Consider the following 25369-nt stretch of genomic DNA (forward strand, 5'->3'; position numbering starts at 1 on the left):
AACCTCCGCGCGTTATATCAACGATAAACGATACCACCATCGGTCAGGATCGCCTGGCCGGTGATGTAGTCGGAATCGTTGCTGGCCAGGAAGCTGACGAGAGCCGCGACGTCTTCGGGCGTCTGCGCCCGACCGAGCGCAATGCCTTCTACATATTTCTTGTAGGTCTCGCCCTTTGGCGCGCCGGTGAGTTCGGAAAAACGCTCATCAATCTCAACCCACATGTCGGTGCCGACAATGCCGGGGCAATAGGCGTTTACGGTGATGCCAGCGCTGGCATATTCCTTGGCTGCCGCCTGTGTCAGGGCGCGCACCGCGAATTTGGTCGCCGAATAAACGCCGAGCATGGCAAAGCCGTCATGGCCAGCGATGGAAGAGGCGTTGATGATCTTGCCCTTCTGCTTGCGCGCCTTGAACTTGGCCGCTGCCGCCTGAATCCCCCAGAGCACGCCCTCAATGTTGATCTTGAAGATGCGCTCTACCTCTTCCGGCAGAACATCTGCGATAGGGTTGACCTGGGCGATGCCGGCATTGTTGACCATGACGTCGAAGCCGCCGAGTTGCTTTTCGGCATCGTCGATCGCAGCGTAGACGTCATCTCGCTTGCTGACATCGGCAGAAAAGGTGCTTGCCCTGCGACCGAGCGCTTCCACTTCCTTCTTTACTGCTTCCAGCTTGTCGGCCTTCAGATCGACAAGCGCGATGTCAGCGCCGTCCTTGGCCAGTCTAAGCGCGATGCCGCGGCCTATACCCTGTGCTGCGCCGGTGACGAGAATTTTTTTGCTGTCCAGTGACATGGTGCTTCTCCTTGAATTGACGTTTGACACGGCAGTCTGAATGGATGGACTGCCGTGTCGGCAGATCGGGCTTAGAAGTGTGCGTCGATATCGACGACATCAATCAGCTTGTGGTTCACGAACTCCTTCAGGCCGAGACCCAGCAATTCGCGGCCATAGCCCGAACGGCGGATGCCGCCGAATGGCAGATCAGCTTCCACTTTGGTCGGGTGATTGACGAACACCATGCCGGTTGAAATCCGTTTTGCCACTTCCGCGCCCCGCTTGGGGTCGGAGGTGAAGACAGAACCGCCCAGTCCGAAGGGTGAATCATTGGCGATGCGGACGGCATCTTCCTCGTCCTTCGCGCGAAACAGCATGGAAACCGGGCCGAAGAACTCCCAGTAGCGCGCCGGATTGCCTTCATGGACATCGGTGAGAATGGTTGGCTGTACAAAGGCACCATGATTGGGCACTGCCGGGCCGACTTCTTCGGCCTTCGCACCCAGCTCGACCGCCTTGCGAATTTGTTCTTTTAAATCGTCTGCCGCCTTTTGCGAGGACAGCGGTGCGAGTGTGGTTTTTGGGTCGAACGGGTCGCCGGTGACAAGCTTCGCAACACCCTTGCGATAGCCATCCAGAAAAGTGTCATAGACCTCGTCAACGATGATCATGCGCTTGGAAGAAACGCAGACCTGCCCTCCGTTCCAGTGGCGGCCGAACACCGCCCAGTCGATGGTTTTGGGCATGTCGGCATCGGCCAAAACGACAAAGGCGTCGGCACCGCCCAATTCCATTGTCGATTTCTTGAGCGCCTTGCCGGCCTCGGCGGCGACCACGGAGCCAGCGCCTTCTGACCCCGTCAACGCCACGCCGTGAACGCGCGGATCGTTGATGATCTTGTTGATCTGATCGCGTGTTGCATAGAGGTTCTTGAAAGCGCCTTCCGGCAGGCCTGCGTCCATCATCAGCTTTTCGAAGGCTGCCGCACTTTGCGGGACGTTTGACGCATGTTTGAGGATGAGCGTGTTGCCAGCCGAGAGCTGCGGCGCAAGAATGCGCGCAATCTGGTAATAGGGGAAGTTCCACGGCTCAATGGCCAGCAGGACGCCCAGCGGCTCATGCACCAGTATTGCATCGCCTTCTGCGGGATCAAGCACCGGCAGCTTTTCGGGCTTCAACAATTCTTCGGCGTGACGAACGTAATATTCGAAGATTTTGGCCGACAGTTCAACTTCCGCCTTCGCTTCGGAGATGAGCTTGCCCATTTCCAGCGTCAGTAATTTCGCAAAGGCATCGCTGTCGCGCCGCAAAATGTCGGCAGCTTTCTGGAGAATGCGCCCACGCTCCGCAAATGGCGTGTCACGCCACTTCAGGAAGGCTGCATCCGCCTTGTCGAGGGCCGTATTGACCTCCGCATCGGTCGCGTCGGGAAACGTTGCAACGGTTTCTCCAGTGTAGGGATTTATGGTTGCATATGCCATTGCCATTCTCCATTGTGAGTGAGGGTGTTGCGTTCTTTTAAGAGATCAGGCGCCAAGATCCTTCACCGCCTGAACCATTTGCGTCAGCACGGCCTGCGCATCGCCGTAGACCATGCTGCAATTCTCGTTGAAAAAGAGGACATTCTCCACGCCCGAGTAGCCCTTTCCCTGGCCACGCTTGACGACGTAGACCTGATGAGCCTTGTCGGCATCAAGGATGGGCATACCGTAAATCGGCGAGGACTTATCAGTACGGGCTGCGGGGTTGACCACATCGTTGGCACCAATAACCAGCGCGACATCGGTGTTGGCAAACTCGGCGTTGATGTCCTCCATGTCGAAGATGATATCGTAGGGCACACCGGCTTCAGCGAGCAGCACATTCATATGCCCGGGCATACGGCCTGCGACTGGATGGATCGCAAACTTCACGTCGACACCTGCCGCCTGAAGCAGCTTGACGAACTCGTAGAGTTTTTGCTGCGCCTGAGCGACGGCAAGTCCGTAGCCGGGGATGATGATGACGCTGGAGGCATAGCGCATGGCGATGGCGGCATCGCTGGCATCAGTGCTTTTCATTTCGCCGTGGGTTTCGGCATTGCCCTGAACTGCGGCATCGCCGAAATTCGAGAACAGCACATTGGTCAGCGAGCGGTTCATCGCCTTGGCCATCAACACGGTCAACAATGTGCCGGCTGAGCCGACCACCATGCCCGCGATCATCAGCGATGGATTTTGCAGCGCGTAGCCCTCAAGCCCCACGGCAAGACCCGTGAAAGCATTGTAAAGCGAGATTACCACCGGCATGTCGGCCCCGCCGATCGGCAGCGTCATCATGATGCCGAATGCCAGTGCGCCCAGGAAGAACAGCACCGCCAGCAGGGGTAAATACGACGTGTTGAAGAACACCACGAGGGCAATACCGAGCAGAAGAGTGGCCAGAAACAGCGCGCCGTTGACAAGGCGCTGCCCACCAAAACGCCAGGGCTTGTTGATCTTGCCGTCGAGTTTTGCCCAGGCGATCACTGATCCCGTCAGCGATATCGAGCCGATCAGCGCGCCAGCAGCGGTCACAGACAGGATCACCGGTGCCGGCGCTCCGTGCCGCGACAGTTCGACCGCAGCGACTGCGGCCGCTGCGCCGCCGCCCATGCCATTGTAGAGCGCGACCATCTGCGGCATGGCTGTCATCTCGACCTTACGTCCACGCAGGTAAGCCCAGCCGCCACCCAGACACAGAGCTATAACGGCGAGGATCAGATTGACCCCGCGGTGCGGTGCGACCTCGGGCGAGATTTCAAAGATTGTCAGGAAACTGGCTGCGACTGCCACCACCATGCCGATGCCAGCTACAACGATGCCAGAGAGCGCTGTCACCGGTGAGGACATCCGCTTGAGGCCGAAAATGAACAAGCCAGCGGCGGCCAATCCGCTCAGCCCTAGGATGTGCTGAATAAGCATGTCAGTTTTTCCCGCTTCCACTGGACTTGAACATGGCGAGCATACGGTCGGTCACAATATAGCCGCCAGCAGCATTGGCCGCACCGAGCGCGACGCCGAGAAAGCCGACGACTTGTGCGAAAGGCGTGGTCGCATTGAGCAGCGCATGGAGTGCACCGACGACAACGATGCCGTGGATGAAGTTCGAACCTGACATCAGCGGGGTATGCAGGATTGAGGGGACACGGCTGATGACTTCGTAGCCGGTGAACGCCGCCAGCATAAAAATATAGAGTGCAATCAGCCAGGTCATTGATGTGTCGATGGTCATTTCGCAGTCTCCGCGCTGGGTGAAGCCACACCGTTTGTCCCCTGTTGCAGCGTGGCATCGCGGATATTTCCGTCATGGATCACAACGGCACCGGCGATGACCTCGTCTTCAAAATCAAGCGAGATAGCCCCGTCTTTCACAAGCAACGTAACGAGATTGAGGATATTCTTGGCGTAAAGTTCGCTGGCATGCTGGGCGAGCGCCGAAGGCACATTAAGCGGCCCCAGAATTGTCACCGGCCCCACGCTGATCGTCTGGCCGGGCTGCGTGCCTTCACAGTTACCGCCGCTTTCAGCGCCGAGATCGACGATCACAGCACCCGGCTTCATCGCCGCAATCTGGTCTGCCGCGATCAGGATTGGCGCGCGCCGACCGGGTACCGCTGCCGTCGTGATGATCATGTCAGCCTCGGCGATGTGACGTGACACGACCTGGCGCACCTGCATTTTTTCGTCCGCCGTCAATTCGCGCGCATAGCCGCCTTCACCACGTGCATCAATGCCGGTATCAACGAATTTCGCACCCAGCGACTGCGCCTGTTCGGCGGTCTCGGGACGGACATCATAACCTTCGGTGATGGCACCGAGCCGGTGTGCGGTCGCCAGCGCCGAAAGCCCAGCCACGCCCAGCCCCATGACCAGAACTTTTGCTGCGCGCAGCGAGCCTACGGCGGTCGTCATCATCGGCAGGATGCGCGGCATGTGCACCGCGCCCAGTAGCGGTGCATAATAACCCGCGAGCGCAGCCTGACTAGACAGTGCGTCCATTGATTGCGCCCGGCTGATGCGCGGGATGCGTTCCATCGCGAAGGCTGTGATCTTGCCTTCGCGCAAGGCTGTGACAAGGTCCGGATTTTCGGCTGCGTAGAGGAAAGAGACGAGCAGCGCGCCCGGCTTCATGGCTTTTGCCACTTCGACCGTGGGCGGCTGGACAGCCAGCACAATATCGGCATTTGCCACGAGAGCTTGAGCGCTATCCGCGAAGGTCACATCCTGATAGGCTGTGTCCGCGAAGGTCGCGTTATGGCCTGCGCCGCATTCCAATGTTACCGCTGCGCCCAGTCGTGCGAGCCGCGTGGCGACTATCGGCACCGTGGCAACGCGTTTTTCTCCGGGCTTTGTTTCTCTGAGCACTGCTATCTGGATCGCCATTGCCTGCCCCGCTATCGTTTCGCTCAGCCTTCCAGTATGAACTGCAAGCGAAAGATAGACCGTTTTAATGGCCAAGTACATTGATTAAAATCAATGGCAATTCAGATAGCGTTTGATATTAGTATTTACTGAATATTCTTTTTGTTACAGCGAGGTCGCACACCATAACACCGACACCCAGAAAAAAGAGACTGAGCCGACAGGAGGCCCAGATGCAGACGCGGGAGCGGCTCATCGAATCCGCAACACAGCTTTTTATCAAATCTGGTTTTGCGGGGACTTCACTGCGGGATATTGCTGAGGAGGCGGGCTATTCACAAGGTGCCTTCTATTCGAATTTTCCCTGCAAAGAGGCGGTGCTCCTTGAGATTCTGAAAAGGCATACCGCATTTGAAGACGAGGAGCTTGAAGCCATCGTCGGAAACGAAGATCACAGTATCGAGCAAGTTCTTGATGCGCTGGAACTCTGGTGCGAGAAATTTGACAAAGACCGCAACTGGTCGATCCTGGCAATCGAACTTCAACTTCATGCATTGAGAAGTCCGACATTTGCGGCAAGCTATGCTCACTTCTGGCTGGAGCATGAGAAGCGTATCGCCGAACTGATCAGGCGCACGTTCAACCGCGCCGGTAAAGTTGCGCCAGCGCATTGCGCGCAATTGGCTGCCGGTTTTATGGCTTTGGCGAACGGGCTGGCCGTGCAGGAAAGCATGGAACGTCCGCCGCTCATTGCAGCGACAATCACATTATTTTTGCGTAGCTTTATTGATGCCGCCGAACGGGAGACACATGTGGTGTCTCCCCGATAACCGTGCTTTGCCTTTCACCGCAAGGATACAGGCCTGACGTCACCCAACAGACACAAGTGAGAAGGAATACTCTACCATGCATTACAGCAGCGGAAACTATGAAGCCTTCGTTCGTCCCCGCAAGCCCGAAGGCGCGGATAAGAAGACGGCCTGGTTTGTCGGTTCCGGTCTTGCCGGGCTTGCGGGGGCGGCCTTCCTGATCCGGGATGGTGGCATCGCCGGTGAGCGTATTACGATTCTTGAGGAACTTGATTTGCCCGGTGGCGCACTTGATGGGCTTGATGTACCCGAAAAGGGGTTCGTCATCCGCGGCGGTCGCGAGATGGAGGAACATTTCGAATGCCTTTGGGATCTCTTTCGTTCCATCCCGTCGCTGGAAATTGAAGATGCCAGCGTGCTTGATGAATTCTATAGGCTCAACAAGGACGATCCGAATTTTTCGCTGCAACGCGTTACCCAGAAACAGGGGCAGGATGTCCCCGACAAAGCACTGCTGACGCTCAACGACAGGGCACAGAGAGAGCTGATCTCGATCATTCTGGCGACGCGCGAAGAAGTAGAGAACAAGCGTATCAATGAAGTCTTGGGTGAAGATTTTCTCAAGAGTAATTTCTGGCTCTACTGGCGCACCATGTTCGCCTTTGAGGAATGGCATTCAGCGCTGGAAATGAAGCTTTATCTGCACCGTTTCATCCATCACATTGGAAGTCTGTCAGACTTTTCCTCCCTTAAATTCAATCGCTACAACCAATATGAATCCATGGTTCTGCCACTGGTGAAGTGGCTGACGGATCAGGGCGTCAGATTTCGCTATGGCGTTGAGGTCACGGATGTCGATTTCGATATTCAGCCGGCCCGCAAACAGGCAACGCGGATCCACTGGATCGAAAAGGGTGTTGAAGGCGGTGTTGATCTTGGGGCTGACGATCTCGTTTTCATCACCATCGGCTCGCTGACGGAGAATTCCGATGATGGGGATCACAAGACCCCGGCGAAGTTGAACGAGGGGCCAGCTCCGGCCTGGGATCTCTGGCGGCGCATAGCGGCCAAGGATTCCGCCTTCGGACGCCCGGATGTGTTTGGGGGCCATATCCCCGAAACCAAATGGGCCTCGGCGACAGTCACCACGCTGGATAAACGCATTCCTGAATATATTGCGAAGATCGCCAAGCGCGATCCGTTCAGCGGCAAGGTCGTGACGGCTGGCATCGTGACCGTCAAGGATTCCAGTTGGTTGATGAGTTGGACCGTGAGCCGCCAGCCGCATTTCAAAAAACAACCCAGGGATCAGATTGTTGCTTGGGTCTATGCGTTGTTTGTTGATCGGCCCGGCGATTATGTGAAAAAGCCGATGCAGGAATGTACGGGTGAAGAAATTACCCAGGAATGGCTCTATCACCTCGGTGTGCCGGTCGAGGATATCCCGGAACTGGCTGCAACAGGCGCACGGACTGTGCCGGTGATGATGCCTTATATCACCGCGTTCTTTATGCCACGTCAGGCCGGAGACCGGCCGGATGTGGTGCCGGAGGGGGCGGTCAACTTCGCATTCATCGGTCAGTTTTCTGAATCAAAGCAGCGGGACTGCGTTTTCACGACGGAATATTCTGTGCGCACCCCCATGGAGGCAGTCTATACATTGCTCAATGTCGAACGTGGTGTGCCTGAGGTCTTTAACTCGACTTATGATATTCGCACGCTGCTGGCCGCGATTGGTCCGCTCAGAGACGGCAAACCGGTCGGTATTCCCGGTCCCGAATTTCTCCGAAAGCTATTGATAAAAAAGCTCGACTCTACCGAGATTGGGGCATTGCTGAGAGAGTTTCACCTGATTTCAACCGAATAATCTCAACCCACCGCGCCGATCATGCGGTGGGTGAGAATGCCATTCTTCGAGCAGGGGTGCACTTCCATAAAACCTGGCATGTGAACGTGTTCACATGCCCCTTTTACTTGAAGCATTGCTTCATCGATTCTCGTTTCACGCCGACAGGACTTATGTCCTATCTGCCTGCTTTTACGCATTATCCTCCGTAAAAGCGCGAAACGGTTTTGCTGGAAGTGTCCTAATCTTCGTCAACAACGCGAAGATGCAGCTGACTGCCAGAGTTCTCTGCTGAGCGTGCCGGGTTGCGCGGTGTTTCTTCAGCCGGTGCCGGACCAAATTCAAGCGCTTCAATCTTTGCACCGCGCTTGGTGACTTTATTGGAAGACACCAGAATGTCATCAATATCCTTGTTGGCCTGCAAGAAATGGGTTTGCAACTTGCGCACACGCTCATCAAGGCGACCCACATCTTCCATCAGGCGGATCACTTCACCCTGAATGACATGCGCCTGTTCGCGCATACGGGCATCCTTTAAGATCGCCTGAATAACCTGAATGGAAAGCATCAGGAGTGATGGTGAGACAATGACGATCCGCGCCCGGTGCGCGCGCTGGATCAGCGCTTCAAAATGCTCGTGAATATCGGCAAAAATGGATTCCGATGGGACAAACAGGAAAGCCGTGTCCTGTGTTTCGCCGGTAATCAGATATTTATCGGAAACATCCTTGATATGCACTTCCATATCGCGGCGGAACTGTGCAACGGCTGTCTTGCGTGCTTCCGGCGCTTCCGTTTCGCGCATGGAATTCCATGCCTCAAGCGGGAATTTCGCGTCGATGACCAGTGATGGCGCGTTGTTTGGCATCCTGACAAGGCAATCGGGGCGCGTGCCATTGGACAGTGTCGCCTGAAACTCATAAGCGCCCTGCGGCAGACCATCGGCAATGATCGCTTCCATGCGCGACTGGCCAAAGGCACCGCGCGTCTGCTTGTTGGCAAGGATTGCCTGCAACTGCACGACCTGACCGGCAAGCGACTGGATATTGTTCTGCGCCGTGTCGATAACCGCCAGACGCTCCTGCAACTTTGCGAGGTTTTCATGGGTCGAACGGGTTTGCTCGGTCATGGTCTGGCCGATGCGATGCGTCATGCCGTCGAGCCGTTCGCGGATCGACTGGTTGAGCTCTGCCTGCCGTGAGCCAAAAACTTCGGCCATGGTTTGCATCCGGCCCTGCATTTCGGATTGTGCCTTCAAAATCTCCGCCATGCGATATTCCGCATCGCGCGCACGGTCTTCAGCCTGCGCTTCCGCAACAGCTCTGAGACGCGCAGAACGCGCTGCCGCAATGAGAAAAATAGCGAGGCAAATGACCAGCACAACAATGCCCGCAAGGAGAATATTTCCCAGCGTGAAAGAGGTTGCACCAAGCTGCAAAAGCGGTTCGTTCAAGAGATTCTGGTTTTCCATTGCACAAGCTTAACTGATTCGTGTCGTCTTGATGAGATCAAAACAAGAACATTTTGCAAGTTACAATTGACGATTCTTGCGCAAGCGATTACGTGAAACGCATGTCTATTAAACCGCTCATCATCCTTCCCGATCCCGTCCTGCGCCAGCTTTCCAAGCCTGTCGAGCGCTTTGACGATCAGTTGCGCAAATTTGCCGGCGACATGCTCGACACGATGTATGATGCGCCGGGCATTGGCCTTGCCGCCATTCAGGTGGGCGAACCTCTGCAGATGCTTGTCATTGATCTTGCCAAGGAAGACGAGCCCAAGGCGCCGCATGTCTTCATCAATCCGGAGATTGTCGCCTCATCAGACGAACGCAGCGTCTATGAAGAAGGCTGTCTTTCGATCCCGGATTATTATGCGGAGGTCGAGCGGCCTGCGAGTATCACGGTCAATTATTTCGATGCGGACGGCAAGGAAAAGTCGATAGAAGCCGATGGGCTGATGGCGACCTGTTTGCAGCATGAAATCGACCATCTCAACGGCATACTGTTTATCGATCATATCTCCAAGCTCAAGCGCGATATGGTCATCAAGAAGTTCAAGAAGCTCGCCAGCCAGCGCGCGTCAAACAGGGCTTTGTGATGCGGATTATCTTTATGGGGACGCCGGATTTCTCCGTGCCAATCCTCACAGCCATCATCGGACAGGGCTATGATGTCGTTGCGGTTTATTCGCAGCCACCGCGTCCGGCTGGCCGTCGCGGACTGGAACTGACAAAGTCGCCGGTGCATGAAAAGGCCGAGGAATTCGGCATTCCGGTCTTCACGCCGAAAAGCCTGAAAGGCGCGGAAGAGCAAGACGTCTTTGCGAGCCTTGAAGCGGATGTGGCAATCGTCGTGGCCTATGGCCTGCTGCTGCCGCAGGCCATTCTCGATGCGCCGCGCCTTGGATGTTACAACGGTCATGCCTCGCTTCTGCCGCGCTGGCGGGGAGCGGCTCCCATTCAGCGCGCCATCATGTCGGGCGACACTGAAACCGGCATGATGATCATGAAAATGGATGCGGGGCTTGATACCGGTCCTGTCGCCATGGCCGAAAAAGTTGCGATCACGCCGGACATGACAGCTGGTGAGCTGCATGATCGTCTCAGCATGATCGGTGCCGATCTGATGGTGCGTGCGCTTGGTGCGCTTGAGCGCGAAAGTCTCACTCTTCAGCCGCAGGCTGAGGAAGGTGTGACCTATGCCGCCAAGATCGATAAGGCCGAGGCGCGTATCGACTGGTCGAAGCCTGCGAAGGACGTTCACAACACGATCCGCGGCATCTCACCATTTCCGGGCGCCTGGTGCGAGATGGAAATCAACGGCGCGGTTGAACGTGTCAAACTCCAGCGCTCTACATTGGGCGAGGGAAGCGGCGCTCCGGGCACTGTACTTGACGATCGCCTGACGATCGCGTGCGGCGAGGGTGCTGTGCGGCTCGTCACGCTACAACGTTCAGGCGGTAAGCCTTTGCCTGCGCAGGAGTTTTTGCGTGGTGCAACAGTGACGAAGGTTCTCTGAGCGGTGCCTCGTTACAAGATCACTGTCGAATATGACGGCACGCCTTATGTCGGCTGGCAGCGGCAGGAAAATGGCCATGCTGTTCAGAACGCAATTGAGCAGGCGTTTAAAAAGTTCTGCGGCGAAGATCTCACGTTGAGCGCGGCAGGCCGCACTGATGCAGGCGTTCATGCGAGCGCGCAGGTCATTCATGTCGATCTGACAAAAGATTGGGGTGCTGCGAAAGTGCGCGATGCGCTCAATGCGCATCTGGTGATGGCTGATGAACGCATCAGCATTCTCAATGTCGAGAAGACGACGGATGCCTTTGACGCGCGTTTTTCGGCGCGTGCCCGGCACTATCTTTATCGCATTCACAATCGTCGTGCGCCGCTGGCGATTGATTATCAGCGCGTTTGGTGGGTGCAGAAACGCCTTGACCACGAAGCGATGCATGAGGCTGCCAAGCGGCTTCTGGGCGAACATGATTTTACGACATTTCGCGCAACGCAATGTCAGGCAAAAAGCCCGATCAAAACGCTTGACCGGCTCGATGTCACGCGCAATGGCGATTATGTCGAAATGCGCGTTTCAGCGCGTTCGTTCCTGCATAATCAGGTGCGCTCCTTTGCGGGAAGCCTGATGGAAGTGGGGGTTGGCCGCTGGACGGCTGATGATTTGCAGGCCGCACTCGAGGCCAAAGATCGCAAAGCCTGTGGTCAGGTCGCGCCGCCCTATGGCCTCTATCTGATCGGCGTTGATTACCCGTTTCCGTTTTAAAAACTGTTCGCACCAATCCCGATGCCAAAAAGCTGTTGCAGGAACACTGTGATAAACAGTGAGCCGAAGAACATGCAGGCAAAGAACGGGGCCACATAAGCGTGTGGGCGTTGCAGCACGATAAAGGTCAGCCGGTAGCTCAGGATGATCGAGATGGTGAAGAGCACCAGCGCAAACAGTGTCGCGATATCAAGAAAACCCGGAAAGAACAGCTGCAGCAGTGTGATTGGCGCGAAAAGCCATGCGAGAAAGGCGCTGCCCCAATTGATGGCGATTACATAGGCTGCATAGCGCTTTGCAATGCCAATCCGTTTGGCAAGCATCCCGACGATTGCGAGTGGGATGACCCATGCGGCAACATCCACAAATGCGGCGCGCATGACGATGGCAAGGCGTATGCCTGCCTCATCGCTCCCTGCGGTCAGATCCGCCGCATAGGCAACCCATGTTGCTAAAAGCGGCGGAAGAGCGACGACAATCGCATAGAAAGATGTCCAGAAATCTTCTGCGGAGATGTCGAGATATGCGAGGCCGTCCTTGCGGCCAAGCATCATCTTCCAGACGCCCGTGAAATATCTGAAAACATCATCCAGACTGGGCATGGCGTTCCTCTAGCCAAAAAAATCAGCGATGAATCGTTCGTAAATCTGTGTGAGACCTTCAAGATCAGACAAGGCGACACGTTCGTCAACCATGTGCATGGTCTGTCCGACAAGCCCGAATTCAACCACCGGACAATAATCCTTGATGAAACGCGCGTCCGATGTGCCGCCTGACGTGGAAAGCGCCGGGCGCTTGCCGGTGACCGCTTCCACAGAAGCGGTCAGTGTGCCGATCAGCTTTTCGTCGCGGGTGAGAAACACGTGGCTCGGGTTCTCGCGCCATGTCAGCTCATACTTGATTGGGGCTTCCCGGCCCGGACGCAGACGGTCGTTGCGCGAAGCCTTTTCAAGGCGCGAGATGATCTCGGCCTTCAGGCTGTCTGCGGTCCATGAATCGTTGAAGCGGATATTGAAGGAAGCGGTTGCCTTGTTGGCGATGACGTTGGTTGCCGTGTTGCCCACATCAACCGTTGTCACTTCCATGTTGCTGGCCTGAAAATCAGCCGTGCCTTCATCGAAAGCCGGATAAAGCAGGCCGTCGATCAGCGTGGTGACGCCACGAACCGGATTTTCTGCCAGATGCGGATAAGCAGCGTGACCCTGCACGCCATGCACTGTGATTGTGCCGGAGATCGAGCCGCGACGCCCGATCTTGATCATGTCGCCGAGGGCGTTCGGGTTGGTTGGTTCGCCAACAAGGGAAGCGTCCCAGGTTTCACCCCTGTCCTTAGCCCATTGCAGCAGCTTTTCGGTGCCGTTAACGGCCGGTCCTTCTTCATCACCTGTGATGAGGAAGGAGATGCTGCCCTTGAGGCTGTCATGCTTTTCAATATGGCGCGCAACAGCAGCCACAAAGCAGGCGATGCCGCCCTTCATATCGACTGCGCCACGGCCATACATGATGCCGTCTTCGATCGCGGCAGAGAAAGGCGGGTGTTTCCAGTCGCTCTCATTGCCCGGAGGCACGACATCGGTGTGGCCTGCAAACATTAGATGAGCGCCATTTCCGGATTTGCGCGCATAAAGGTTTTCAATGTCCGGCGTGTCTTCGTCCGTGAAGACCGGGCGCTGAATAGAAAAGCCCATTGGCTCAAGCATCGCTTCTAAGGCCGTCAGCGCGCCACCTTCAGCGGGCGTTACGGACGGGCAGCGGATGAGAGCGGCGAGGTTATCGGCGGGATTGGTAGGAAGGCTCATGATGTCGATGCTTTGTTCCGGGAATCGTATGGGCCTGAGATTAGATCGGGAAGCTTTCAGATGAAATAGCAATCGCCTCTTTCGATAAACAAGTTCGAGGGTGTGTAAAAATCGCAGCTTTTCTCAGGCCGTTGCAATTTGCGAATGAAATTTCCTTGACCAGAGGGGCTTTGTCATCGTTAGTTAAAAAAAGGTTGATAGCGAGATCCAGAAAATGGGCCGGTCAACCGGGGAATTGTCACTTGAAATTGTTTCTGGTGACATTTTAAAAATGGGAATCTGCCATGCGTTTACTGGTTTGTGCATCTGCAGCTATAATTTTCGGAGCGTCACTTTTACCGGCCAAAGCTGCGCAATGGAGTGAAGCCGGTGGACTGACCAGCATTCCCTATGGGCATCTTGATTATTGCAAGCGTAACCCGCGTGATTGCGGTTCACATCGTGTGCAGGCTCCTATGAAGCTGACACCTGATCGCATGAAGATGCTGCAAGCCGTCAACGCATCCGTTAATGCTGCCATCAAGCCGGTTTCCGATCAGGATAATTACGGTAAGCGCGATTACTGGACTATTCCGAAGAATGGCAAGGGTGATTGTGAAGACTATGTGCTTTTAAAGCGTGCCAAGCTTTTGGCAAAGGGTATCAGCGCGTCGCAGCTTCTGATTACCATGGTTCAGGGCAGCGAGGCGCATATTGTGCTGAGCGTGCGCACGGATCATGGCGACTTTATTCTCGACAATATGCGCTCGGAAGTGCTGCCGCTGGAGAAGACATCATATCGCTATATCAAGATGCAGTCGCCGGGCAATTCCGGTCAATGGGTGTCGATTGCAGGCCGAGGTATGACGGTTGCTAATAATTGATATGGGGTAGCTGACTTTGCAAAAGGCAGTTATCTTTTGAAGAAAATGGACAGGGTCGCATTGTGCGGCCCTATTATTTTTCCGGTTGGGTGCGCGCGGATAAAGCATTCAAACGCTGTCAAAACTGATTTGCGGATCATGTCGAGGATGAAATGTTCAGCCACCAAATTGTCGCCAATGAGCTTTATTGTTCGATATTAATATACAGTGATTGCAAACAGACTGTTCAGGAAAAATGAACAAAAATACCCTTATAACAGTTGCGTGAATGCTGATATATGATTTAAATAATTGTTTATAAAGAGTATTTTTCAACAAACCGGTTGATGGTGAAAAAATTGTTTGCACGAATGTGTGATTAAGAAAACATTTTTGTGACTGGAACTTTCTCCCACTGTCACCCATTTGAGGTGCATCAGGACGACGCGCAGAACGTCGTCATGTGACTAAGGAGATAGAAAATGAATAAGTTTGTTCTTGCTGCTGCTGCGCTTGCTCTGAGCGCCGGTGCTGCTTTTGCTGAAAACCCACATGTTGGTGAACCAGCTGATCTTTATGCAAATGACCGTACGCCAGTTGCAACACAGGGTGTTGATTACTCGGCACCAGCGTCGATCAATTCGACCTATAAGGATGGTTCTGCAAACCGCTTCGGTGATGCATCGCCATCAAGCTACCAGAACTAAGCATTTGATCAAAAATCTGGTTATGGGGCTTCGATTTTATCGTGTCATAGCCAGTCGATCACATCGTGAGTACGCCCTCCCAAGGTGCTCATAGATTGATCAAGAAGACAGAGAATTTAACACATCTCCCCGGAGGATGGCTGCTTGCCATCCTGACGTCCCCGAAAGGAAAGGCGAATTGCCATCCGATGGGGGGATAGAAGGACTATGAAAATGAAGAAGTTCGTTCTTGCTGCAGCCGCTCTTGCTCTGAGCGCCGGTGCCGCTTTCGCTGAAAACCCAAATGTTGGTATACCAGCTGATCTTTATGCAAATGATCGTACGCCAGTGGCAACACAGGGCGTCGATTACACCGCTCCTGCTTCCATTCACACGCAGACCTATAGCGATGGTTCCGCACATCGTTTTGGTGATGCATCGCCATCAAGCTACCAGAACTAAATTTGAGAGCTTGTTTGCGGGCCGCCTTGTCAATTTTATCAAGGCGGCCCGCATCAAATACTGTCCGTAAATATTGCTGTTACTGAATATATGTTTTTTTAAAAGTATAGTAATTTAATTGATTAAATATATCTGAATTTTTTACTTAAAAGGTTTGAAAAATGAAAAAAATTTCGATTGCCATCCTCACCCTAACGTTGAGCGCGGGAGCTGCTTACGCTGAAAATCCTTTCGTTGGTGAACCGCCCGCTATGGCCGCCCAGGATAAATTAAACATTCTCCCTGGCAATCCATCCATTTCTGCCATGAAGAGGGATGTGGATTATACTGCACCTGCATCCATTAATAGTGGAAACCATAACACCAGCCGCGCGAACCGCCTCCATCGTCACGATGGATCAGCGCATCGGTTTGGCGATGCTTCACCTGCAAGCTATCCGCAAGGGGACTGGCATTGAGGCATTCCTGATTGAGCGTTTGACTTTGCCTGCATTGGCAGTCGTCGAAGTGCTTTCGGCTTCTTTTTAAAAAAAAGGCGAAGCTTTCGGGCTTCGCCTTTTTGGTTTGGTCATGCGGACAAATTAGTCGCGCAGCAATTCATTGATCGAGGTCTTGGAGCGGGTCTTTTCATCGACGCGTTTGACGATCACGGCGCAATAAAGGCTTGGCCCCCAGTTTTCGCCCGGGACGTTTTTGCCGGGCATGGTGCCAGCAACAACGACCGAATATGGTGGGACTTCGCCGTAGAAGACTTCGCCTGTCGCACGGTCGACGATCTTGGTCGACTTACCAATAAACACACCCATGCCGAGCACGGCACCTTCGCGAACGATACAGCCTTCGACGACTTCCGAACGCGCACCAATGAAGCAGTTGTCTTCGATGATGGTCGGGCCTGCCTGCATTGGTTCCAGAACGCCGCCAATGCCGACGCCGCCGGAAAGATGCACGTTCTTGCCGATCTGTGCACAGGAGCCCACAGTCGCCCAGGTGTCGACCATCGTTCCTTCATCGACATAAGCGCCGAGGTTGACGAAAGACGGCATCAGAATCGCGTTGGGCGCGATGTAAGCAGAATGACGGACAACGCAGTTTGGAACAGCGCGGAAACCGGCCTTTTCGAATTCATTGGCTGTCCAGCCGTCGAACTTGGAAGGAACCTTGTCCCACCAGGAAGACTGGCCGGGGCCACCCTTGATGACTTCCATCGGGTTGAGACGGAAAGAAAGCAGGACGGCTTTCTTGAGCCACTGATTAACCTGCCAGTTGCCGTCCGCCTGTTTTTCTGCCACACGCGCTTCACCGCGATCAAGCATAAGCAGCGACTGCTCAACAGCATCGCGCACTTCGCCGCGTGTTGTCGTGTTAATGCCATCGCGCTCGTCAAAAGCCTTTTCGATGACCTTTTCAAGGGAGGCGAAATCTGGCTTGGTCATATGGCGGTCTCCATAAAATGGCAGGATAAGCGGCTGCCGTCTTTTGGTCGGCAGTTGTCACAGAAGTGATTAAGCGAAGGGAACATATGGGTCAATCGCGATATTGTGGGAAATAACTGAACGCGGTTGGGCCAGATTAAGAATTTAGCGCCCAAATTGATGCTAAGGCATCAATACGCATTGAAATTGAAGGAGCAGGCAAGCATGAACCCAATGGAGAAGTCCGGCTGGACGCCTTTCCCCAATTCTGAGGAAGCCGTTAAACAGGCGCGCACTGTGCCTCAGACACCTCAGACCGAAGCTCCGGCATATCGTCTCGCCTTTATGGACGATGACTTCATGACCCGACGCGACATGCGTCCGGTCCGGCTTCAGCTTGAGCTTCTTAAACCAGAACTGATCCTTGCGGATCGCGGCATCAAGTCTACGGTTGTCATGTTCGGCGGCGCACGTATTCCGGAGCCGGGCGGTGAAGCCTGGGCTGCGAAGAACGAAGTGCAGAAAAAAAACCTTGAGGCCAATGCGCGCTACTATGAAGAAGCGCGCAAATTTGCCCGCATCTGCTCGGAATATTCGGCAACCACCTATTATCGTGAATTCATCATTGTCACAGGCGGCGGTCCGGGCGTGATGGAGGCTGGCAACCGCGGTGCCGCCGATGTTGGTGCGCCGACCATTGGCCTTAATATCGTGTTGCCGCATGAGCAGGCACCAAACGCGTATGTAACACCAGAACTCTGCTTCAACTTCCATTATTTTGCGCTGCGTAAAATGCATTTTCTGATGCGTGCAAAGGCCGTCTGCGTCTTCCCCGGCGGCTTCGGTACGATGGATGAACTCTTTGAAGCGATGACGCTGATTCAGACAGACCGTATGGAGCGTATGCCGCTCATCCTGTTTGGTAAAGATTTCTGGAGCAAGGCGATCAATATCGAGTTTCTGGCAGAGCAAGGCACAATTTCGCCTGCGGATATTGAGCTGCTGACTTTTGTTGAGACTGCGGACGAAGCATGGGATGAGATCAAAAAATTCTACAATCTCTGAATAAGAATGTAGAAGCCCGGCTGTTATCAGCCGGGCATTTTTTATCGCTCTGTAATAATGGTTTGTAGAAACTGGGTCAGATTGTCGGTGACATAATCGACCTGATCGGTGAATTCGGGATCGCTTTCCCATATTTCGGAGAATGTGGGTTCAAAATTGTTTGGAACCACCAGCACGGTTTTCATGCCCAATGTTTTTGGCACAACAAGATTGCGCGCCAGATCTTCGAACATCACAGCCTTTTGTGCATCAACGCCGAATGCCCCAAGAAAACGATCATAAGTGACGCGCTCTGGCTTGGGCGTCAGGCCTGCTGCAACGATGTCGAAAATATCGTCGAAATCATCGAGAATACCGAGCTGTTGTGCTGCACGTTCTGCATGGCCGCGATCACCATTGGTGAAGATGAAACGGCGGCCGGGCAGGGCGCGAATGGCTTCCCCCAGTGCCGGGTCCGGTTTCAACCATGTGTAATCAATGTCGTGGACCTTTTTGAGAAAGTCGTCGGGATCAATCTGATGGCATTCCATCAGGCCTTTCAGCGTGGTGCCATATTCCAGATAAAACTGCTTCTGAATCTTGCGCGCTTCCTCACGCGGCAATTTCAGGAGGGTCTCGACATAGCTCGTCATCCGCACGTCGATCTGCGAAAACAGATCGGTTGCATGCGGATAGAGCGTATTGTCGAGATCGAATATCCAGTCAGTGACATGGGCAAAGGCTGGAGCGTCGGGTTGGTTGGTCATGGTTTTATTACGGCACGATCAGCGTGCCGGCGCCATGCTCGGTGAAAAGTTCGAGCAGGACCGCATGCGGTGTCTTGCCATTGAGAATGACCACGCCCTCAACGCCGCGACGGATCGCATCGATACAGGTTTCAACCTTCGGAATCATGCCACCGGAAATCGTGCCGTCTTTGATCAGCGCCTGTGCATCGGCGACGGATAATTCCTTGATCAGGTTCTTATCCTTGTCGAGAACGCCCGGAACATCCGTCAGGAACAGAAGGCGCGTGGCAGCCAGCGCGCCAGCAATAGCGCCTGCAAATGTATCGGCATTGATGTTGTAGGTGTGACCATCGCGACCCGGAGCCACAGGCGCAATAACCGGGATCATTTCGGAGCGCGCCAAAAGATCGAGAAGTGTGCGGTCAACTTCGGCGGGTTCGCCGACGAAGCCCAGATCAAGCACTTTTTCAATGTTGGAATCCGGGTCAAGCACTGTCTTGTGCGCTTTTTGCGCAAAAACCAAATTACCGTCTTTGCCACAAAGACCAATAGCCCATTCACCTTCAGCGTTAATGAGGGCGACAATTTCCTTGTTGATGGAACCGGCCAGAACCATTTCCACCACTTCAACCGTCTTTTCATCGGTGACGCGAAGGCCGCCTTCAAAGCGCGATTCGATGCCGAGCTTGGTCAGCATGGCCTGAATCTGCGGACCCCCGCCATGAACAACGATCGGATTGATGCCTGATTGTTTTAAAAGCGCTATGTCGCGGGCGAAGGCTTTGCCCAGCTCCGGGTTGCCCATAGCGTGGCCGCCATATTTGACGACGACATTCTTGTTTTCATAGCGCTGCATATAGGGCAGGGCTGCGGACAGGAGTTGCGCTTGCATTTCAGGATTTTCAAGAGTCGTCATCGCGGTTTCCATGGCTGGCGACAGAGGCAAGAGAGGCAGGCTTTTCTAAGCAATATGCGGTGCGGTGTAAAACGGTTTTCCGTTTTTTGTTCGCGATAATTTGAATGCGTTGCGAAAGATCGCCGCATTAAAATCTTTTGTGAGCGTTAGAAGATTGCTCATTTGCATATTCTTGAATGGAATGATTTTATGCGACGCGTATTTTTTACGTCTTTGATTTTGCTGGCGGGTATCAGTGCTTCGCAGGCGGCATCGACCACAGAAACGATCATCATGCTGCGCCATGGCGAAAAGCCGGAGCAGGGCCTTGGACAACTCAATTGTCAGGGGCTTAACCGGTCGCTGAAACTGCCTGCGGTGATCGCGCAAAAATTTGGCAAGCCGGATGTGATTTTTGCGCCCGACCCTGCACAGATGAAGGAGGATAAGGGCGTAAGCTACGCTTATAATCGTCCGCTCGCCACGATTGAGCCGACAGCGATCGCCTTTGGAATGCCTGTAGACACGCGTTTTGGCTATCAGGATATCAGAGCGTTGCAGAAAGTGCTTGAGCAGCCAGAATATGCTGGCAAGACAGTGCTGATCAGCTGGGAGCACAAGCAGATCGCCAAGCTTGCCGAAGGGCTTTTAACGGATAACGGGGGCGACAAAACCATCGTTCCGAAGTGGCGTGGCGATGATTTTGACAGCATTTATGTTATTCACATCATGCGCGATGGTGCGAACACCACCATGCGATTTGAGCGGCTTAATCAGGGGCTAAACCATCAGCCCACTGTGTGCCCCAGTTAGAGCGCATACGCAAAAGTAGAAACCGGTTATTGGAGCAAGATGCGTGCCGTTGCGAAGCTCTTACGTGCTTCGCGGGCATTTGCCGTCACTTATTGCTTTGCGACGAGCGCAATGGCTGCGCGCAACTCATCAAGGCCCAAGCCTTTTTCAGATGAGGTTGTGATGATGCCGGGGAAGCATGCCGCACGCTTTTTCGTGAGTGCGTTGGTTTCTTCGATCAGGCGTGGAATGCCTGCGGCCTTGATCTTGTCGATCTTGGTCAGGACGATCTGATAAGAAACGGCAGCCTTGTCGAGCAGATCGAGCACTTCGGCGTCGTTTTTCTTGATGCCGTGGCGCGAGTCAATGAGCACATAAACGCGCTTCAAGGTGGTGCGTCCACGCAGATAGTCGAATACGAGACGTGTCCAAGCATCGACATGGGATTTTGGCGCTTCCGCAAAACCATAGCCCGGCATGTCGACCAGAGCGAGCGGTGGCAGATCACCATTCTCGCCGGAATAACCATCGGGAACGAAATAGTTGAGTTCCTGTGTGCGGCCCGGCGTGTTGGATGTACGGGCAAGGCCCTTTTTGCCAACAAGCGCATTGATCAGCGATGATTTGCCAACATTGGAACGACCTGCAAAGGCAATTTCAACCGGACCTTCCGGTGGCAGGAATTTCATCGAAGGCACACCACGAATGAAGATCCACGATTTTTTGAAGAGCAGGCGCCCTTCTTCGACCAAAGCTGCGTGTGCTGCGCGGGTTGCATCTGCTGCTAACTGGGCGGCTGCCTGCTTTTTATCCTGATCGCTCAATGTGGTCTTCCTGATACGTGTCTTTTATTAAGTACACGCATCAATGCTATGCGCTGCATTGTCAACCGCTGAGCATGATGGAGCACAAAAAAAGCCCGATCTTACGACCGGGCTTTTGTCTTTTTACTTTTTCGCCTCTTTTGGCTTTCGCTTGAAGAGGGCTTTGATATTGTCGAAGAGTTCGATCTTTACCCCCTGACGCTTCATGATGAAGCCCTGCTGGAGGATCGACAATGTGTTGTTCCATGCCCAGTAGATCACAAGTCCGGCCGGGAACGATGCCAGCATGAACGTGAAGATGATTGGCATCCAGGTGAAGATCATCGCCTGTGTTGGATCTGGAGGCGTCGGGTTCATGCGCATCTGAAGGAACATGGTGATGCCCATAATGATTGGCCAGACGCCGATCATCAGGAAGGCTGGCACTGCATAAGGCAACAGACCAAACAGATTGAAGATTGATGTTGGATCCGGTGCCGCAAGGTCGTGAATCCAGCCAAAGAACGGCGCATGGCGCATTTCAATGGTGACGTAGAGAACCTTATAGAGCGCAAAAAACACCGGAATCTGAACCAGCACCGGCCAGCAACCTGCAAGCGGATTGATCTTCTCCTGCTTGTAAAGCTGCATCATTTCCTGCTGCTGCTTCATCTTGTCATCCGCATATTTTTCGCGGATTTCCGTCATTTTAGGCTGCACCAGCTTCATGCGTGCCATCGACTTGTACGACTTGTTGGCAAGCGGGAAGAACAGACCCTTGAGCAGAACAGTGACAACCAGAATGGCGACGCCGAAATTGCCGGAGAACTTGTAAATCCAGTCGATGAGGTAGAACATCGGCTTGGTGATGAAGTAGAACCAGCCCCAGTCGATCAGCAGCTCGAACTGCTTGATACCAAGCTTTGTTTCGTAGTTCTGGATTTCCTGAACCACTTTCGCACCAGCGAAAACATGGTTCTTGATCGTCTGCGACTGACCGGCATCAATCGTGATTGGTGCGCCAAGAAGATCGGACTGATAACGCGGACGTCCATCGGTAAAGTGCGAGAAACGCGCGGTGAATTTTTCATTCTGAGGTGGAACGAGCGTCGCCGCCCAGTATTTGTCGGTGATACCGACCCAGCCGCCAGTGACATCCTTGAACGAAATGTCCTTGTCGTCTTCAACCTTGGAATATTTGATTTCCTGCAAGCCGTCCTGGCCCATGACGCCGATCAGGCCTTCATGGAGAACATAGGTTGCGCTTGCGTGCTCAGGCTGGTTGAAGCGGGTGACGCGGCCATAGGAGGCCAGCGAAACCGGCGCGCCTGCGTTGTTTGTGATCGTGTCATCAACCTCGAACATATAGGCATCATCGACTGAGATGACGCGCTTGAAGGTGATGTTCTTGTCGTTGGTGTAAGTCAGTGTAACCGGCGACGATGGCGTCAGCTTGTTGTTGCCTTCAACCGTCCAGACAGTATTGGGGCCGGGAACAGTTCCGGTTGTCTCATTGCCTGTGAAGCCGAGCTCGACGAAATAGCCCTGCTTCAGTGCAGATGGCGCAAGCAGTTCGATTTCAGGTGAATCTGGATTGACCGTTTCACGATATTTCTTGAGATAGAGATCATCAAGACGTGCACCGGTCAGGTTGATCGAGCCGCGCAGGGAGGGCGTATCGATGTCAACGCGTTGCGACTGCGCAACAGCAGCTTCACGGGTGAGTGTTCCAGCTGCGGCTGCACCATCGCTATGACCCGGAACTGTGCCGGAAGCTGCATTGGGCAACTGCGGGGTATCGCCAGCTGCACCACTTTGGGTTGCCTGCTGGGTCTGGCGCTGTTGCTCTTCAATACGTGTTTGCTCCCGCTGGGCTTCCGATTTCGGGCCCAGATAAAACACTTGCCACAGAGTCAATACAAGGATGGACAGGGCAATGGTGATGAAGAAATTACGATTATTTTCCATTGACGGGTCCTGATTCCGGTCTTTCCGTTCGGCGTTTCTTTTCACTCCGCCGTCCATCCGTCGCTTTTATGCGTTTGGAGAGTTCTGCGGTGAGCTGCGAAAAGGGCGCAGTGAGTGCTTGCTCGCGTGCTACGATCACATAGTCTGTAGAAGGCGCCATGTCACTCCCTACGTGACAACGAACCGCTTCTCTTAACCTGCGACGGATACGATTTCGTACCACTGCATTGCCGTTTTTCTTGGTGACGGTGAAGCCTGCGCGGGGTTTTTCGCCGATTTTCGCGGCTTTAGATTCTTCTTCAGACCGTTCCCGGACCTCCAAAAGAAACAGTGGACCACGCCGTTTTTCACCATTCCTGACAGACAAAAACTCCGCTCTCTTGCGAAGGCGGAGTATTTGTTTCTGCTTTTTCATATCTTTATTCACCGCGCTGGTCGCGCGGGGAAAGATTAAGCGGAAAGCCGCTTGCGGCCGCGCGAACGGCGAGCGGCAAGAACCTTACGTCCTGCAGCAGTTGCCATGCGTGCACGGAAACCGTGACGACGCTTGCGGACGATGTTTGATGGCTGGAAAGTGCGCTTCATTTATTTAATACCGCGGTGTGCGGCCCTTCTTGGTTCTGTCTATTGAACAGGAGCTGGTTCTTAACCCAAAAGGAAGACAGCGAAAGCCATCCATTAACCCCCATGGGCGAACGTGCTGCGGCTTATAGGGAAAGGTGCCTGAAGAGTCAATCGTCCGGCAAGAAATCTCAAGCGTATCAGCAGTTCAGCATTGCCAAAGCGGGCGGAGGCTTTCATAAGGATGCGCAACATTTTTACATGCGGGTCAATTCCGCAGCAGTCATGAGAGGAGTTCACCATGAGCATCCGTCGTATCGAAGTCGGACCACGCATGAGCCAGGCCGTAGTTCACGGCAATACCGTTTATCTCGCTGGGCAGGTTGGAAATCCGGGCGAAAGCGTGACCGATCAGACCAAGGCTGTTCTGGCTGAAGTTGACCGTCTTCTCGCGGCCGCAGGTTCGGACAAGTCGAAGATTCTTCAGGCCATCATCTGGCTTGCAGACATGAAGGATTTTGGCGAAATGAACGCGGTCTGGGATAGCTGGGTCGACAAGGCCAACACGCCAGCCCGCGCGACCGGTGAAGCAGCACTTGCAACGCCTGATTACAAGGTCGAAATCATCATTACGGCTGCAATCTGATAGATTGCAATTTGCTGATTGATTTAAAACCCTGCGCGAGCGGGGTTTTTTATTTGCGTATGCGCTCTGAATAGTTTTCGCGGCCGCCTGCCTGTGCCTTTGCATCAATCGATGCACGCTCCCTTATCTGTTCTATCGTACCCTGGTCCTTGAGCCAGCCATGCTCGTGAAGATAATCCGGTAGATATCCAGACAGAAGAATGCGGTAATCGAATGGAATGCCCGGATCGAGCACGCGCACCATCTGGAAAATGATGGTCGTGCAGTTCGTAACCACAGTGTTGTAGAATCTGGGTTGTTGGGCCAGATCGTTGGCGCGTTCTACATAGGAGAGAAACAGTTCTTTTGCCGCTGCCGGTGACAGATCGATCTGATAGCGATAGACGTCTTCGTCGCGCACATTGGTGCGCAGGAAAATAATGTCGCTTTCTTCGGCAGCGATCATTGCAAGTTCAAACTCTCGGAAGAAACCACCGATCGCCGAATAGACTTCGTGGTGCTCTTTGCGGATTTCGCCGGAGAAGACAACGTGGCGTCCATCTTCAAAGCCGAACGACAAAAGCGTGTGCGCAATTGCCGGGCCTGTCCAGTAGGACAGATATGCATCCACGGAGCTTATTTTGTCGAGGTCGTAGGTTTCGTCTTTCCAGTTTGGTGTGAAATCGTCCGTTGTCCGCCAGTCGAAATCACGCACATTGAAAAGCGTGACCTGATTGCCAGCAATTTTACCGGTGACAGTGCGGGCGACATCAGGCGCCCAGATGCGGTCAAGCGAGGGGCGGATGGTGGCCCACCAACCCAGAAACACAAGTGCGAGCAGACAGAAAAGCAGCCGTTTGCGGCGGCAAAAGAATTGCCGCTCGCCTGCAATCACCCAAAGCGCAATGGCAATCCAGGCTGTAATGATTGAGCCGCGCACAGCGTTGCCAAAGGGCAGCTGAAACCACATCCCGAAGCTTGACCAGATTGTAAAGATTATAACGAATAGGATGAAGACGAATTTGCCTGCGAAGCGTAAGGACTTGGATTTTACTTTAGAAGACATGGACATCTCATATTCGCCGGCAGCTTCGTTTATCAAAACTGTGGCGATACTGGCATGATTTGCATTG

28 protein-coding genes are annotated in these 25369 nt (G+C 54.0%); 12 read left to right on the forward strand and 16 right to left on the reverse strand.

The features are described 5' to 3' along the window. Window positions 1–17: 17 nt before the first annotated feature. The 5 genes from ABE527_RS07305 to ABE527_RS07325 all read right to left on the reverse strand — a co-directional run bounded on the left by ABE527_RS07305 (window position 18) and on the right by ABE527_RS07325 (window position 5263). Entirely contained in the window at window positions 18–797 is a 780-nt protein-coding gene (locus tag ABE527_RS07305; protein ID WP_265986484.1) for an acetoin reductase, read from the reverse strand. A 71-nt stretch (window positions 798–868) separates the two neighbouring features. After that, entirely contained in the window at window positions 869–2260 is a 1392-nt protein-coding gene (locus ABE527_RS07310) for an NAD-dependent succinate-semialdehyde dehydrogenase (protein WP_265986485.1), read from the reverse strand. Window positions 2261–2305: 45 nt separating this feature from the next. Continuing rightward, entirely contained in the window at window positions 2306–3721 is a 1416-nt protein-coding gene (locus ABE527_RS07315) for an NAD(P)(+) transhydrogenase (Re/Si-specific) subunit beta (protein WP_499694075.1), read from the reverse strand. A 1-nt stretch (window position 3722) separates the two neighbouring features. Further along, window positions 3723–4031, reverse strand: coding sequence for an NAD(P) transhydrogenase subunit alpha part 2 (locus ABE527_RS07320; RefSeq protein ID WP_265986487.1), 309 nt, complete (start codon window positions 4029–4031; stop codon window positions 3723–3725). Next, complete coding sequence (locus tag ABE527_RS07325; RefSeq protein ID WP_499696525.1) at window positions 4028–5263, reverse strand: NAD(P) transhydrogenase subunit alpha; 1236 nt, start codon at window positions 5261–5263, stop codon at window positions 4028–4030. The genes ABE527_RS07320 and ABE527_RS07325 overlap by 4 nt, the downstream gene beginning before the upstream one ends. Window positions 5264–5394: 131 nt before the next feature. Between ABE527_RS07325 and ABE527_RS07330 the strand changes: the two genes are divergently transcribed. Together ABE527_RS07330 and ABE527_RS07335 are read left to right on the forward strand one after the other, a co-directional pair. Continuing rightward, window positions 5395–5991, forward strand: a complete 597-nt coding sequence (locus tag ABE527_RS07330; RefSeq protein ID WP_499696526.1) for a TetR/AcrR family transcriptional regulator — start codon at window positions 5395–5397, stop codon at window positions 5989–5991. A 76-nt stretch (window positions 5992–6067) separates the two neighbouring features. Beyond that, window positions 6068–7837: an oleate hydratase gene (locus tag ABE527_RS07335; protein ID WP_499696527.1), complete on the forward strand. Its 1770-nt coding sequence runs from the start codon at window positions 6068–6070 to the stop codon at window positions 7835–7837. 220 nt (window positions 7838–8057) lie between these two features. Here the strand turns inward: ABE527_RS07335 and ABE527_RS07340 are convergent, their stop codons facing one another. Then, on the reverse strand, window positions 8058–9287 hold the full coding sequence (locus ABE527_RS07340; RefSeq protein WP_499696528.1) for a DNA recombination protein RmuC: 1230 nt from the start codon (window positions 9285–9287) through the stop codon (window positions 8058–8060). Window positions 9288–9388: 101 nt separating this feature from the next. On the opposite strand from ABE527_RS07340, the gene def reads away from it, so the two are divergent. The 3 genes from def to truA are packed head-to-tail and all read left to right on the forward strand — an operon-like array spanning window position 9389 to window position 11595. Further along, entirely contained in the window at window positions 9389–9916 is a 528-nt protein-coding gene (gene def / locus ABE527_RS07345; protein ID WP_265986492.1) for a peptide deformylase, read from the forward strand. Beyond that, window positions 9916–10836, forward strand: coding sequence for a methionyl-tRNA formyltransferase (fmt, locus tag ABE527_RS07350; RefSeq protein WP_499696529.1), 921 nt, complete (start codon window positions 9916–9918; stop codon window positions 10834–10836). The genes def and fmt overlap by 1 nt, the downstream gene beginning before the upstream one ends. 3 nt (window positions 10837–10839) lie before the next feature. Further along, on the forward strand, window positions 10840–11595 hold the full coding sequence (truA, locus tag ABE527_RS07355; RefSeq protein WP_265986494.1) for a tRNA pseudouridine(38-40) synthase TruA: 756 nt from the start codon (window positions 10840–10842) through the stop codon (window positions 11593–11595). On the opposite strand, the gene ABE527_RS07360 is transcribed toward truA, so the two are convergent. Both ABE527_RS07360 and dapE read right to left on the reverse strand, forming a co-directional pair. Then, on the reverse strand, window positions 11592–12197 hold the full coding sequence (locus tag ABE527_RS07360) for a hypothetical protein (protein ID WP_265986495.1): 606 nt from the start codon (window positions 12195–12197) through the stop codon (window positions 11592–11594). The genes truA and ABE527_RS07360 overlap by 4 nt on opposite strands. A gap of 9 nt (window positions 12198–12206) precedes the next feature. After that, on the reverse strand, window positions 12207–13394 hold the full coding sequence (gene dapE, locus ABE527_RS07365) for a succinyl-diaminopimelate desuccinylase (protein WP_499696530.1): 1188 nt from the start codon (window positions 13392–13394) through the stop codon (window positions 12207–12209). A gap of 284 nt (window positions 13395–13678) precedes the next feature. Here dapE and ABE527_RS07370 point away from each other — a divergent pair, with 284 nt between their 5' ends. From ABE527_RS07370 to ABE527_RS07385, 4 genes are all read left to right on the forward strand, one after another. Continuing rightward, the gene (locus ABE527_RS07370) at window positions 13679–14257 is read left to right on the forward strand and encodes a transglutaminase-like cysteine peptidase (RefSeq protein WP_499694067.1); all 579 of its coding nucleotides are present in this window, start codon (window positions 13679–13681) and stop codon (window positions 14255–14257) included. Window positions 14258–14718: 461 nt separating this feature from the next. Continuing rightward, entirely contained in the window at window positions 14719–14943 is a 225-nt protein-coding gene (locus tag ABE527_RS07375; protein ID WP_265986498.1) for a hypothetical protein, read from the forward strand. A gap of 213 nt (window positions 14944–15156) precedes the next feature. Then, entirely contained in the window at window positions 15157–15384 is a 228-nt protein-coding gene (locus ABE527_RS07380) for a hypothetical protein (protein WP_265986499.1), read from the forward strand. A 161-nt stretch (window positions 15385–15545) separates the two neighbouring features. After that, window positions 15546–15842 (forward strand): hypothetical protein, encoded by a 297-nt coding sequence (locus ABE527_RS07385; protein ID WP_499694066.1) that lies wholly within the window; start codon window positions 15546–15548, stop codon window positions 15840–15842. A gap of 123 nt (window positions 15843–15965) precedes the next feature. Here the strand turns inward: ABE527_RS07385 and dapD are convergent, their stop codons facing one another. Continuing rightward, the gene (gene dapD, locus ABE527_RS07390; protein ID WP_265986501.1) at window positions 15966–16820 is read right to left on the reverse strand and encodes a 2,3,4,5-tetrahydropyridine-2,6-dicarboxylate N-succinyltransferase; all 855 of its coding nucleotides are present in this window, start codon (window positions 16818–16820) and stop codon (window positions 15966–15968) included. A 204-nt stretch (window positions 16821–17024) separates the two neighbouring features. Between dapD and ABE527_RS07395 the strand changes: the two genes are divergently transcribed. After that, a complete protein-coding gene (locus tag ABE527_RS07395) occupies window positions 17025–17864 on the forward strand; it encodes an LOG family protein (protein WP_499694065.1) in 840 nt (279 codons plus the stop codon). Window positions 17865–17905: 41 nt separating this feature from the next. Here the strand turns inward: ABE527_RS07395 and ABE527_RS07400 are convergent, their stop codons facing one another. Both ABE527_RS07400 and argB read right to left on the reverse strand, forming a co-directional pair. Continuing rightward, a complete protein-coding gene (locus ABE527_RS07400; protein ID WP_499696531.1) occupies window positions 17906–18610 on the reverse strand; it encodes a pyrimidine 5'-nucleotidase in 705 nt (234 codons plus the stop codon). 7 nt (window positions 18611–18617) lie between these two features. After that, a complete protein-coding gene (argB, locus tag ABE527_RS07405) occupies window positions 18618–19508 on the reverse strand; it encodes an acetylglutamate kinase (protein WP_265986504.1) in 891 nt (296 codons plus the stop codon). Between the two features lie 189 nt (window positions 19509–19697). Here argB and ABE527_RS07410 point away from each other — a divergent pair, with 189 nt between their 5' ends. Next, window positions 19698–20300 carry a hypothetical protein gene (locus tag ABE527_RS07410; protein ID WP_499696532.1) on the forward strand — a complete coding sequence of 201 codons (603 nt, stop codon included), beginning with the start codon at window positions 19698–19700 and terminating at the stop codon, window positions 20298–20300. A gap of 89 nt (window positions 20301–20389) precedes the next feature. Here the strand turns inward: ABE527_RS07410 and yihA are convergent, their stop codons facing one another. The 4 genes from yihA to rpmH form a co-directional block, all read right to left on the reverse strand. Further along, window positions 20390–21103 (reverse strand): ribosome biogenesis GTP-binding protein YihA/YsxC, encoded by a 714-nt coding sequence (yihA, locus tag ABE527_RS07415; RefSeq protein WP_499694062.1) that lies wholly within the window; start codon window positions 21101–21103, stop codon window positions 20390–20392. A gap of 123 nt (window positions 21104–21226) precedes the next feature. Then, on the reverse strand, window positions 21227–23050 hold the full coding sequence (yidC, locus tag ABE527_RS07420) for a membrane protein insertase YidC (RefSeq protein WP_499696533.1): 1824 nt from the start codon (window positions 23048–23050) through the stop codon (window positions 21227–21229). Further along, on the reverse strand, window positions 23040–23465 hold the full coding sequence (gene rnpA / locus ABE527_RS07425) for a ribonuclease P protein component (protein WP_265986507.1): 426 nt from the start codon (window positions 23463–23465) through the stop codon (window positions 23040–23042). The genes yidC and rnpA overlap by 11 nt, the downstream gene beginning before the upstream one ends. A 35-nt stretch (window positions 23466–23500) precedes the next feature. Further along, window positions 23501–23635, reverse strand: a complete 135-nt coding sequence (gene rpmH, locus ABE527_RS07430; RefSeq protein WP_265986508.1) for a 50S ribosomal protein L34 — start codon at window positions 23633–23635, stop codon at window positions 23501–23503. Between the two features lie 277 nt (window positions 23636–23912). On the opposite strand from rpmH, the gene ABE527_RS07435 reads away from it, so the two are divergent. After that, a complete protein-coding gene (locus ABE527_RS07435; RefSeq protein WP_265986509.1) occupies window positions 23913–24257 on the forward strand; it encodes a RidA family protein in 345 nt (114 codons plus the stop codon). Window positions 24258–24306: 49 nt separating this feature from the next. On the opposite strand, the gene ABE527_RS07440 is transcribed toward ABE527_RS07435, so the two are convergent. Continuing rightward, the gene (locus tag ABE527_RS07440; RefSeq protein WP_499696534.1) at window positions 24307–25302 is read right to left on the reverse strand and encodes an Lnb N-terminal periplasmic domain-containing protein; all 996 of its coding nucleotides are present in this window, start codon (window positions 25300–25302) and stop codon (window positions 24307–24309) included. Window positions 25303–25369 lie beyond the last annotated feature (67 nt).

It is taken from the genome of Brucella sp. TWI432 (assembly GCF_039674445.1).
GTDB lineage: Bacteria > Pseudomonadota > Alphaproteobacteria > Rhizobiales > Rhizobiaceae > Brucella > Brucella chromiisoli.

Excerpts from the sequence above, each read along its gene's own strand:
- ABE527_RS07305 (WP_265986484.1), bottom strand. The coding sequence starts at position 797 with ATGTCACTGGACAGCAAAAAAATTCTCGTCACCGGCGCAGCACAGGGT.
- ABE527_RS07310 (WP_265986485.1), bottom strand. The coding sequence starts at position 2,260 with ATGGCATATGCAACCATAAATCCCTACACTGGAGAAACCGTTGCAACG.
- ABE527_RS07315 (WP_499694075.1), bottom strand. The coding sequence starts at position 3,721 with ATGCTTATTCAGCACATCCTAGGGCTGAGCGGATTGGCCGCCGCTGGC.
- ABE527_RS07320 (WP_265986487.1), bottom strand. The coding sequence starts at position 4,031 with ATGACCATCGACACATCAATGACCTGGCTGATTGCACTCTATATTTTT.
- ABE527_RS07325 (WP_499696525.1), bottom strand. The coding sequence starts at position 5,263 with ATGTACTTGGCCATTAAAACGGTCTATCTTTCGCTTGCAGTTCATACT.
- ABE527_RS07330 (WP_499696526.1), top strand. The coding sequence starts at position 5,395 with ATGCAGACGCGGGAGCGGCTCATCGAATCCGCAACACAGCTTTTTATC.
- ABE527_RS07335 (WP_499696527.1), top strand. The coding sequence starts at position 6,068 with ATGCATTACAGCAGCGGAAACTATGAAGCCTTCGTTCGTCCCCGCAAG.
- ABE527_RS07340 (WP_499696528.1), bottom strand. The coding sequence starts at position 9,287 with ATGGAAAACCAGAATCTCTTGAACGAACCGCTTTTGCAGCTTGGTGCA.
- def (WP_265986492.1), top strand. The coding sequence starts at position 9,389 with ATGTCTATTAAACCGCTCATCATCCTTCCCGATCCCGTCCTGCGCCAG.
- fmt (WP_499696529.1), top strand. The coding sequence starts at position 9,916 with ATGCGGATTATCTTTATGGGGACGCCGGATTTCTCCGTGCCAATCCTC.
- ABE527_RS07360 (WP_265986495.1), bottom strand. The coding sequence starts at position 12,197 with ATGCCCAGTCTGGATGATGTTTTCAGATATTTCACGGGCGTCTGGAAG.
- dapE (WP_499696530.1), bottom strand. The coding sequence starts at position 13,394 with ATGAGCCTTCCTACCAATCCCGCCGATAACCTCGCCGCTCTCATCCGC.
- ABE527_RS07370 (WP_499694067.1), top strand. The coding sequence starts at position 13,679 with ATGCGTTTACTGGTTTGTGCATCTGCAGCTATAATTTTCGGAGCGTCA.
- ABE527_RS07375 (WP_265986498.1), top strand. The coding sequence starts at position 14,719 with ATGAATAAGTTTGTTCTTGCTGCTGCTGCGCTTGCTCTGAGCGCCGGT.
- ABE527_RS07380 (WP_265986499.1), top strand. The coding sequence starts at position 15,157 with ATGAAGAAGTTCGTTCTTGCTGCAGCCGCTCTTGCTCTGAGCGCCGGT.
- ABE527_RS07385 (WP_499694066.1), top strand. The coding sequence starts at position 15,546 with ATGAAAAAAATTTCGATTGCCATCCTCACCCTAACGTTGAGCGCGGGA.
- dapD (WP_265986501.1), bottom strand. The coding sequence starts at position 16,820 with ATGACCAAGCCAGATTTCGCCTCCCTTGAAAAGGTCATCGAAAAGGCT.
- ABE527_RS07395 (WP_499694065.1), top strand. The coding sequence starts at position 17,025 with ATGAACCCAATGGAGAAGTCCGGCTGGACGCCTTTCCCCAATTCTGAG.
- ABE527_RS07400 (WP_499696531.1), bottom strand. The coding sequence starts at position 18,610 with ATGACCAACCAACCCGACGCTCCAGCCTTTGCCCATGTCACTGACTGG.
- argB (WP_265986504.1), bottom strand. The coding sequence starts at position 19,508 with ATGACGACTCTTGAAAATCCTGAAATGCAAGCGCAACTCCTGTCCGCA.
- ABE527_RS07410 (WP_499696532.1), top strand. The coding sequence starts at position 19,698 with ATGCGACGCGTATTTTTTACGTCTTTGATTTTGCTGGCGGGTATCAGT.
- yidC (WP_499696533.1), bottom strand. The coding sequence starts at position 23,050 with ATGGAAAATAATCGTAATTTCTTCATCACCATTGCCCTGTCCATCCTT.
- rnpA (WP_265986507.1), bottom strand. The coding sequence starts at position 23,465 with ATGAAAAAGCAGAAACAAATACTCCGCCTTCGCAAGAGAGCGGAGTTT.
- rpmH (WP_265986508.1), bottom strand. The coding sequence starts at position 23,635 with ATGAAGCGCACTTTCCAGCCATCAAACATCGTCCGCAAGCGTCGTCAC.
- ABE527_RS07435 (WP_265986509.1), top strand. The coding sequence starts at position 23,913 with ATGAGCATCCGTCGTATCGAAGTCGGACCACGCATGAGCCAGGCCGTA.
- ABE527_RS07440 (WP_499696534.1), bottom strand. The coding sequence starts at position 25,302 with ATGTCTTCTAAAGTAAAATCCAAGTCCTTACGCTTCGCAGGCAAATTC.